Annotated in this window: 7 protein-coding genes, 1 tRNA gene and 1 pseudogene; 8 read left to right on the forward strand and 1 reads right to left on the reverse strand. The window is 61.5% G+C overall.

Annotated elements, in window-relative coordinates:
• Nucleotides 1-8 precede the first annotated feature (8 nt).
• The 7 genes from LB551_RS28615 (at nucleotide 9) to LB551_RS28645 (ending at nucleotide 7,061) form a co-directional block, all read left to right on the forward strand.
• Nucleotides 9-1,076: an ABC transporter ATP-binding protein gene (locus LB551_RS28615; RefSeq protein ID WP_224661289.1), complete on the forward strand. Its 1,068-nt coding sequence runs from the start codon at nucleotides 9-11 to the stop codon at nucleotides 1,074-1,076.
• Entirely contained in the window at nucleotides 1,077-1,943 is an 867-nt protein-coding gene (locus LB551_RS28620; protein WP_224624677.1) for a carbohydrate ABC transporter permease, read from the forward strand.
• Nucleotide 1,944: 1 nt separating this feature from the next.
• Entirely contained in the window at nucleotides 1,945-2,865 is a 921-nt protein-coding gene (locus LB551_RS28625) for a carbohydrate ABC transporter permease (protein WP_140498790.1), read from the forward strand.
• Between the two features lie 2 nt (nucleotides 2,866-2,867).
• Nucleotides 2,868-3,155, forward strand: coding sequence for a DUF2160 domain-containing protein (locus tag LB551_RS28630; RefSeq protein ID WP_140638226.1), 288 nt, complete (start codon nucleotides 2,868-2,870; stop codon nucleotides 3,153-3,155).
• Between the two features lie 83 nt (nucleotides 3,156-3,238).
• Nucleotides 3,239-4,963 carry an ABC transporter substrate-binding protein gene (locus LB551_RS28635; RefSeq protein WP_140548283.1) on the forward strand — a complete coding sequence of 575 codons (1,725 nt, stop codon included), beginning with the start codon at nucleotides 3,239-3,241 and terminating at the stop codon, nucleotides 4,961-4,963.
• Between the two features lie 93 nt (nucleotides 4,964-5,056).
• Entirely contained in the window at nucleotides 5,057-6,550 is a 1,494-nt protein-coding gene (gene glpK / locus LB551_RS28640; RefSeq protein WP_224661290.1) for a glycerol kinase GlpK, read from the forward strand.
• 40 nt (nucleotides 6,551-6,590) lie between these two features.
• The gene (locus LB551_RS28645; RefSeq protein ID WP_224661291.1) at nucleotides 6,591-7,061 is read left to right on the forward strand and encodes a DUF6882 domain-containing protein; all 471 of its coding nucleotides are present in this window, start codon (nucleotides 6,591-6,593) and stop codon (nucleotides 7,059-7,061) included.
• Between the two features lie 99 nt (nucleotides 7,062-7,160).
• Here LB551_RS28645 and LB551_RS28650 read toward each other — a convergent pair.
• Nucleotides 7,161-7,630: pseudogene (locus LB551_RS28650) on the reverse strand (BA14K family protein).
• 300 nt (nucleotides 7,631-7,930) lie between these two features.
• On the opposite strand from LB551_RS28650, the gene LB551_RS28655 reads away from it, so the two are divergent.
• Nucleotides 7,931-8,006: transfer RNA gene (locus tag LB551_RS28655), tRNA-Lys, on the forward strand.
• Nucleotides 8,007-8,093 lie beyond the last annotated feature (87 nt).

Consider the following 8,093-nt stretch of genomic DNA (forward strand, 5'->3'; position numbering starts at 1 on the left):
AGAAAACGATGGCGCGCATCGACGTCAACCATGTCAGGCACTCATATCTGCCGAACCCGCGCACCGATGCGGATTTCGCACTGCGGGAGGTGCACCACACTTTCGAGGACGGTGGCGCCTATGCGCTGCTAGGCCCATCCGGCTGCGGCAAGACCACGCTGCTCAACATCATTTCCGGCCTGCTCCACCCCTCGCACGGCCAATTGCTGTTCAACGGCAGGGATGTCACGAGACTGTCGACGCAGGAGCGCAACATCGCCCAGGTGTTCCAGTTCCCGGTCATCTACGACACGATGACCGTCTACGACAACCTGGCTTTCCCGCTGCGCAACCGCGGCGTTCCGGAGGCCGACGTCGACCGCAAGGTGCGCGAGACGCTCGACATGATCGACCTGGCAGACTGGGCCAGGAAGAAGGCGAGGGGCCTGACCGCCGACCAGAAGCAGAAGATCTCGCTCGGCCGCGGACTGGTGCGCTCGGATGTCAATGCGATCCTGTTCGACGAGCCGCTGACCGTCATCGACCCGCACATGAAGTGGGTGCTGCGCTCGCAGTTGAAGCAGCTTCACCGCCGCTTCGGCTACACCATGGTCTATGTCACGCACGACCAGACAGAGGCGCTGACCTTCGCCGACCAGGTGGTGGTCATGTATGATGGCGGCATCGTGCAGATCGGCACGCCGGCCGAGCTGTTCGAGCGGCCGCGCCACACCTTCGTCGGCTACTTCATCGGCTCGCCCGGCATGAACGTCATGCCGGTAGCGATCGATGGCAAGACGGCGACGCTTGGCTCCCAGCGCATCCAATTGCCAGGCGCGCCGAAGGCCGGAAGCGGCGTCGTCGAACTCGGCATCCGTCCTGAATATGTCAGGCTTGGCCGCGATGGCATGGCCGTCCACGTCAGCAAGATCGAGGATGTGGGCCGCCACAAGGTCGTGCGGGCCAGTCTGGAAGGCCGCGAGATCGCCGCCGTCATCGGCGAGGACGAAACCGTTCCCGCCGATCCAAAAGTGCGGTTCGATCCGGCCGGCATCAACATCTACGCCGATTCCTGGCGTGTCGAGATGGGGGCGTAAATGGAAAAGCCCTGGAATAACAAGGCCTGGTTCCTCGTGCTGCCGATGCTCGTGCTGGTGGCGTTCTCGGCCGTCATCCCCCTGATGACCGTCGTCAACTACTCGGTACAGGACACGTTCGGCAACAACGTCTTCTTCTGGGCGGGGACCGAATGGTTCGAGGAGTTGCTGCATTCCGATCGCTTCTGGGAAGCCATGGTGCGCAACCTGATCTTCTCCTTCATCATCCTGGCGATCGAAGTGCCACTCGGCATTTTCATTGCCCTCAACATGCCCAAAAAAGGCTGGGGCGTGCCGGTCTGCCTGGTGCTGATGGCACTGCCGCTCTTGATCCCGTGGAATGTCGTCGGCACCATCTGGCAGGTGTTCGGCCGCAACGATATCGGCCTGCTCGGCTATTACGTCAACGCGCTCGGCATCGACTTCAATTACGTGCAGGATCCGTTCGACGCTTGGGTTATCATCATCATCATGGACGTCTGGCACTGGACCAGCCTCGTCGTGCTGCTCTGCTATGCCGGCCTGGTCTCGATCCCCGACGCCTTCTACCAGGCGGCCAAGATCGATGGCGCCTCGCGCTGGGCGGTGTTCCGCTACATCCAATTGCCGAAGATGAAGCGCGTGCTTCTGATCGCCGTGCTGCTGCGTTTCATGGACAGTTTCATGATTTACACCGAGCCCTTCGTCGTCACCGGCGGCGGTCCGGGCAATTCGACGACCTTCCTGTCGATCGACCTCGTCAAGACCGCGCTCGGACAATTCGACCTCGGTCCGGCGGCGGCGATGTCGCTGGTCTACTTCCTGATCATCCTGTTGTTGTCGTGGGTGTTCTATACCGTCATGACCAACTACGACGCGGAGCGCTGATATGGCCGGCGCCAACGAACGCACCGAGCGCAACCTGGTGAACGGGACCGCCGCTTCGGAAAGACTCGCCAGTTCGCTGTCGCAGAGTGAGCTGGACAGGCGCATGCGGCGCCGTGGCGAGGAATCGCGCTGGTGGTGGATCGTGCCGACGCTCTACATCATCGTGCTGCTGCTGCCGATCTACTGGCTCATCAATATGAGCTTCAAGACCAATGCGGAGATCGTCAATTCGCTGACGCTCTATCCGCATGCGCCGACGCTGCGCAACTACACCATCATCTTCACCGATGCGTCGTGGTATTCGGGCTACATCAATTCGATCACCTATGTGGTGATGAACATGGTGATCTCGGTCGCCGTGGCGCTGCCGGCGGCCTATGCCTTTTCGCGCTACCGGTTCCTCGGCGACAAGCATCTGTTCTTCTGGCTTTTGACCAACCGCATGGCACCGCCGGCGGTGTTCGCGCTGCCGTTCTTCCAGCTCTACTCGGCCTTCGGCCTGATCGACACGCATATAGCGGTGGCGCTGGCGCATTGCCTGTTCAACGTGCCGCTGGCGGTGTGGATCCTTGAGGGCTTCATGTCCGGGGTGCCGAAGGAGATCGACGAAACGGCCTACATAGACGGCTATTCGTTTCCGCGTTTCTTCGTGAAGATATTCATGCCGCTGATCGCCAGCGGCATCGGCGTCGCCTGCTTCTTCTGCTTCATGTTCTCATGGGTGGAACTGCTCATCGCCCGAACGCTGACCACCACCGATGCCAAGCCGATCGCGGCTACCATGACCCGCACTGTGTCGGCGTCGGGAATGGACTGGGGCCTGCTCGCTGCGGCAGGCGTGCTGACGCTGATCCCCGGGGCGCTCGTCATCTGGTTCGTCCGCAACTACATCGCCAAGGGCTTCGCCCTGGGGAGGGTGTGACCATGAACCTCGACTTCTCCTGGATGGCGTGGACCTGGCCGACGGCCGCCTTCTTCGCCGTCATCGCGCTGCTGCTGGTTGGCATGGGTGTCTGGGAATATGCCTCGCCGGGCGGCAATCCGCGCATCGGCGTGCTGCGTTTCAAGACGACGCGCGGCGACCGTCTCTTCGTTTCGCTGCTTGGCAGCGCCTTCATCCATCTCGCTTGGCTGGGTCTTGTCGGACCCAGTCTGTGGTGGGCTCTCGCTCTCTCCGTGGTCTACGCCATCGGCGTCTTCCGCTACGTATAGAGGGGGAAACTGTTGGAGCGGCCGCTTGCTGGCGACCGCTCCAGATCGCACTTGAAATCTTTTCAAAACGTGGAGGAAACACAATGCGACGGCAATTTTTAACATCGACCACCGCCCTTGTCCTGCTGCTCGGCGTGGGCAACGCCTACGCCGGCATGGACGAGGCAAAAGCTTTCCTGGACAAGGAAATAGGCGATCTGTCGACGCTTTCGCGCGCCGATCAGGAAAAGGAAATGCAGTGGTTCATCGATGCGGCCAAGCCGTTCGCCGGCATGGACATCAAGGTCGTGTCGGAAACCATCGCCACCCACCAGTATGAATCGCAGGTGCTGGCGCCGGCCTTCACCGCCATCACCGGCATCAAGGTCACGCATGACGTCATCCAGGAAGGTGACGTCGTCGAGAAGATCCAGACCCAGATGCAGACCGGCCAGAACCTCTATGACGGGTGGGTCAACGATTCCGACCTTATCGGCACGCACTGGCGCTACCAGCAGGTGCGCAATTTGACCGACTGGATGGCGGGCGACGGCAAGGACGTCACCAATCCGAATCTCGATCTGAAGGATTTCATTGGCACCTCCTTCACGACCGCGCCAGACAAGAAGCTCTATCAGCTTCCCGACCAGCAGTTCGCCAATCTCTACTGGTTCCGCTACGACTGGTTCAACGACGAGAAGAACAAGGCCGACTTCAAGGCCAAGTACGGCTACGATCTGGGCGTTCCCGTCAACTGGTCGGCCTATGAGGACATTGCCGAGTTCTTCACCGGCCGCGACGTCGACGGCAAGAAGGTCTACGGCCATATGGACTACGGCAAGAAGGACCCGTCGCTCGGCTGGCGCTTCACCGATGCCTGGCTGTCCATGGCCGGCAATGGCGACAAGGGCATTCCGAACGGCCTGCCGGTCGACGAATGGGGCATCAAGGTCGACCAGAACTCGCGTCCGGTCGGCTCCTGCGTGGCGCGTGGCGGCGATACCAACGGTCCGGCCGCCGTCTACTCCATCCAGAAGTATCTCGACTGGCTGAAGGCCTACGCACCGCAGGAAGCGCAGGGCATGACCTTCTCGGAGTCCGGCCCGGTTCCCGCGCAGGGCAACATCGCCCAGCAGATCTTCTGGTACACGGCCTTCACCGCCGACATGGTCAAGCCCGGCCTGCCTGTCATGAACGACGATGGCACGCCGAAATGGCGCATGGCTCCGTCGCCGCACGGCGTCTACTGGAAGGACGGCATGAAGCTCGGTTACCAGGATGTCGGTTCCTGGACGCTGATGAAGTCGACGCCGACCGATCGTGCCAAGGCCGCCTGGCTCTACGCCCAGTTCGTCACCTCCAAGACGGTGGACGTGAAGAAGAGCCATGTCGGCCTCACCTTCATCCGCGACTCCACCATTCACGACAAGAGCTTCACGGAGCGCGCACCGAAGCTCGGCGGCCTGATCGAGTTCTATCGCTCGCCGGCCCGCGTGCAATGGTCGCCGACCGGCACCAACGTGCCGGACTATCCAAAGCTGGCACAGCTGTGGTGGCAGGCGATCGGCGATGCCTCGTCGGGCGCAAAGAGCGCCCAGGAGGCGATGGATTCGCTTTGCGCCGAGCAGGAGAAGGTCATGGGCCGCATCGAGAGATCCGGCGTCCAGGGCGACATCGGGCCGAAGCTCGCCGAGGAACATGATCTTGCCTACTGGAACGCCGACGCGGTCAAGGCCGGCAATCTCGCTCCTCAGCTCAAGATCGAAAACGAGAAGGAGAAGCCGCAGACCATCAACTATGACGAACTGGTCAAGAGCTGGCAGAAGTAGGACTGTCCTATGCGGGCGCTCGCGCCCGTGTGAAATTCAGGGAGGCGGCACGTTGCCGTCTCCCTTCTTTGTATCATGACGGAGGAAGTGCGAATGAATGGCTTTGTCCTGGCAATCGACCAAGGCACGACATCGAGCCGGTCGATTCTGTTCGGCGGCGACATGAAGGTCGTCGGCAGCAGCCAGCAAGAATTCACCCAGCACTATCCTGCTTCCGGCTGGGTCGAGCATGACCCGGAAGATATCTGGGCAAGCGTCGTGGCGACCGTGAAGGGCGCGTTGAAGAATGCTGGACGGGAGGCGTCGGACGTCGCCGCGCTCGGCATCACCAACCAGCGCGAGACCGTCGTCATCTGGGATAGGACTACCGGCAAGCCGATCCACAACGCCATCGTCTGGCAGGACCGGCGCACCGCGCCGCTATGCCGGAAGCTGAAGAAGCAGGGGTTGGAAAAGACCTTCACCAGGAAGACCGGCCTGCTGCTCGATCCTTATTTCTCCGGCACCAAGATCGCCTGGATGCTGGACAAAGTGAAAGGCGCCAGGAAACGCGCCGAGAAGGGCGAATTGCTGGCCGGCACCATCGACAGTTTCCTGATCTGGCGTCTGACGGGCGGCAAGGTGCATGCCACCGACGCCACAAATGCCTCCCGCACGTTGGTCTACAACATCGAGAAGAACGCCTGGGACGACGAGCTGCTGGCCATATTGAACATCCCGGCAAGAATGCTCCCCGAGGTGAAGGACTGCGCCGATGATTTTGGAATCACGCAGAAAAATCTCTTTGGTGCCGAGATTAGGATCCTCGGCGTTGCCGGCGACCAGCACGCAGCGACCATCGGACAAGCCTGTTTCGAGCCCGGCATGATGAAATCGACCTACGGCACCGGCTGTTTCGCGCTGCTCAACACCGGCGCCGATCTGGTGCGCTCGAAGAACCGGCTGTTGACCACCATTGCCTACCGGCTGAACGGCAAGACCACCTATGCGCTGGAAGGGTCGATCTTCATCGCCGGAGCCGCAGTGCAGTGGCTGCGCGACGGCATCAAGGTGATCGGCAAGGCTGAGCAGAGCGGCAAGCTGGCGGCCGAGGCCGATCCGACCCAGGATGTGTATCTGGTGCCGGCCTTTGTCGGGCTCGGCGCGCCGCACTGGGATGCCGAGGCGCGGGGTGCGATCTTCGGCCTGACCCGCAATTCGGGGCCGCCGGAGTTTGCCCGCGCCGCGCTCGAATCCGTGGCCTATCAGACGCGCGATCTGCTCGATGCCATGCGCAAGGATTGGAAGGGTACGGCGGCCAAGACGGTGCTGCGGGTGGATGGCGGCATGGTGGCATCCGACTGGACCATGCAACGGCTGGCCGACATTCTCGACGCCCCGGTAGACCGTCCGACCATTCTGGAGACGACCGCGCTCGGTGCCGCCTGGCTTGCCGGCTCGAAGGCGGGCGTGTGGCCGAAGGCGGGGGAATTCGCCAAGACGTGGGCGCTCGACCGGCGCTTCAGACCGGACATGGAACCATCGGTACGCTCGGCCAAGCTGGCGGGGTGGCGCGATGCTGTTCGCAGGACGCTAAGCGTGCCATAGCAACGAGCGTTGTGAAAGGCTCGGCGACGGGGCGGGGAGAATGAAGCATCCAGACTGGTATCCAGCGTGGCGCGACGAGGCATTCGATGAGCTGAAGGCCAAGAATACACGCCTGCGCGATTTCCGCCTCGGTAGCTGGTCCCGCTATGACTACGACCTGACGGCGGGCACGCTTCTTTTTTCGGAGGAAGGCGTCGTCAAGGTCGCCGCCGAAATCCAGGTTGCGGGCACCACGAGTGTCAGAGCCAATAACTGGCTCTGGGCCTGGGCAAACTCAAACTTGCCTGGGGAGGTCCTTGACGATGCGAAGCGGGTTCGATCCTTCGGGGAGGAGAACGGCATCGATGAACTGGCTCAGGCTTACGTGACCGATACCGACCACCTCGAAGCGCTCGGCTGGGGACTGACCGGCGCTACGGTCAGGATTTGCGATGCACTGGGAGCCTACCGCCCCCCGAGCGTCCAAGGCGGTCTGTATTTGATCTTGAAGACCATCAACTGGGCCAACTGATCACAACTTGTCTGTCGGTCTTTCGCCAGCCAGAGAAAGCCCGCGCCATTTCCGGCACGGGCTTTGACTTTCTATCCCTCTGACGAACACTGCCGCCCATCAGTAGGGGGAAATGCACTGCTGGCGCGGGCCGTTATACGGCTGGAACGTGTTGTCGGAGGCGCGGTACGAACGGTAACGGTCATAGCACCACTGCACGTGCGAATTGCCTTCATAGACGCGGTTCCGGTTGTTGGCGATCGCGCCGGTTATCAGCGCGCCAGTGGCGAAAGCAGCAAGCGGGAACCAGAAATCGCCGTGACGGCGATAGCCTGGACGGTATTCACGGTAGCCGCGGTGGCCGTTCCAGTAGGCTCCGCGGTTGTCGCGGTAGAAGTTGCGGTTGCCGCGAAACTCGCCGCGGAAGTTACGGCGCCGCTCCCACGGCCTGTACTGCACGGTCTGGACATCAGACGAGACCGACGCAGGCTGCGGCACATAGGCCGGTGCGGCTTCGACCGGCATGGAGCCGCCACTGCGAACGAAGCTGACAGTGTGGTCGCCAGCAAACCCGACAGGACCTTGTTCATGATCTTCTCCTTGAAAGGTTGACGTCCCTTGTGGCGGAGGAAACGGGCACGCTCCCGAATTGTTCCTGGAAAAAAAGGCAAGTTGCTGATTTGTAATGTTTCTCCGGTTTGGCGTCGATGGCAGCGACAGGGTCTTTCGCCTGCCTGGCAAAGGTTCGGCATGTCCTTGCCGAAACGGCCGGCCGGGAGAGCCGGCACGGCGGGAACGCATGGCTTGGTGGCCCGTTTTTTCCGGTTGACCGGTCGAGGCACTCTCCCTATGTTCCGCGCAATTTCGAGGGCGCCGTTTCCAGCCCACGGGAGCGCGTAGCTCAGCCGGTAGAGCAACTGACTTTTAATCAGTAGGTCATGGGTTCGAATCCCATCGCGCTCACCACTCAGTCGTTTGTACAACCCGGAGACATAGGTAACGTATTGTACCTAAGACATGGGTGACAATCTCGTGCCGAACGGATTGTCGATG

Source organism: Mesorhizobium sp. BR1-1-2 (genome assembly GCF_020165435.1).
Classification (GTDB): Bacteria; Pseudomonadota; Alphaproteobacteria; order Rhizobiales; family Rhizobiaceae; genus Mesorhizobium.

Bases quoted from the DNA above. Each gene is read 5' to 3' on its own strand.
- LB551_RS28615 (WP_224661289.1), top strand. From the start codon at position 9: ATGGCGCGCATCGACGTCAACCATGTCAGGCACTCATATCTGCCGAAC.
- LB551_RS28620 (WP_224624677.1), top strand. From the start codon at position 1,077: ATGGAAAAGCCCTGGAATAACAAGGCCTGGTTCCTCGTGCTGCCGATG.
- LB551_RS28625 (WP_140498790.1), top strand. From the start codon at position 1,945: ATGGCCGGCGCCAACGAACGCACCGAGCGCAACCTGGTGAACGGGACC.
- LB551_RS28630 (WP_140638226.1), top strand. From the start codon at position 2,868: ATGAACCTCGACTTCTCCTGGATGGCGTGGACCTGGCCGACGGCCGCC.
- LB551_RS28635 (WP_140548283.1), top strand. From the start codon at position 3,239: ATGCGACGGCAATTTTTAACATCGACCACCGCCCTTGTCCTGCTGCTC.
- glpK (WP_224661290.1), top strand. From the start codon at position 5,057: ATGAATGGCTTTGTCCTGGCAATCGACCAAGGCACGACATCGAGCCGG.
- LB551_RS28645 (WP_224661291.1), top strand. From the start codon at position 6,591: ATGAAGCATCCAGACTGGTATCCAGCGTGGCGCGACGAGGCATTCGAT.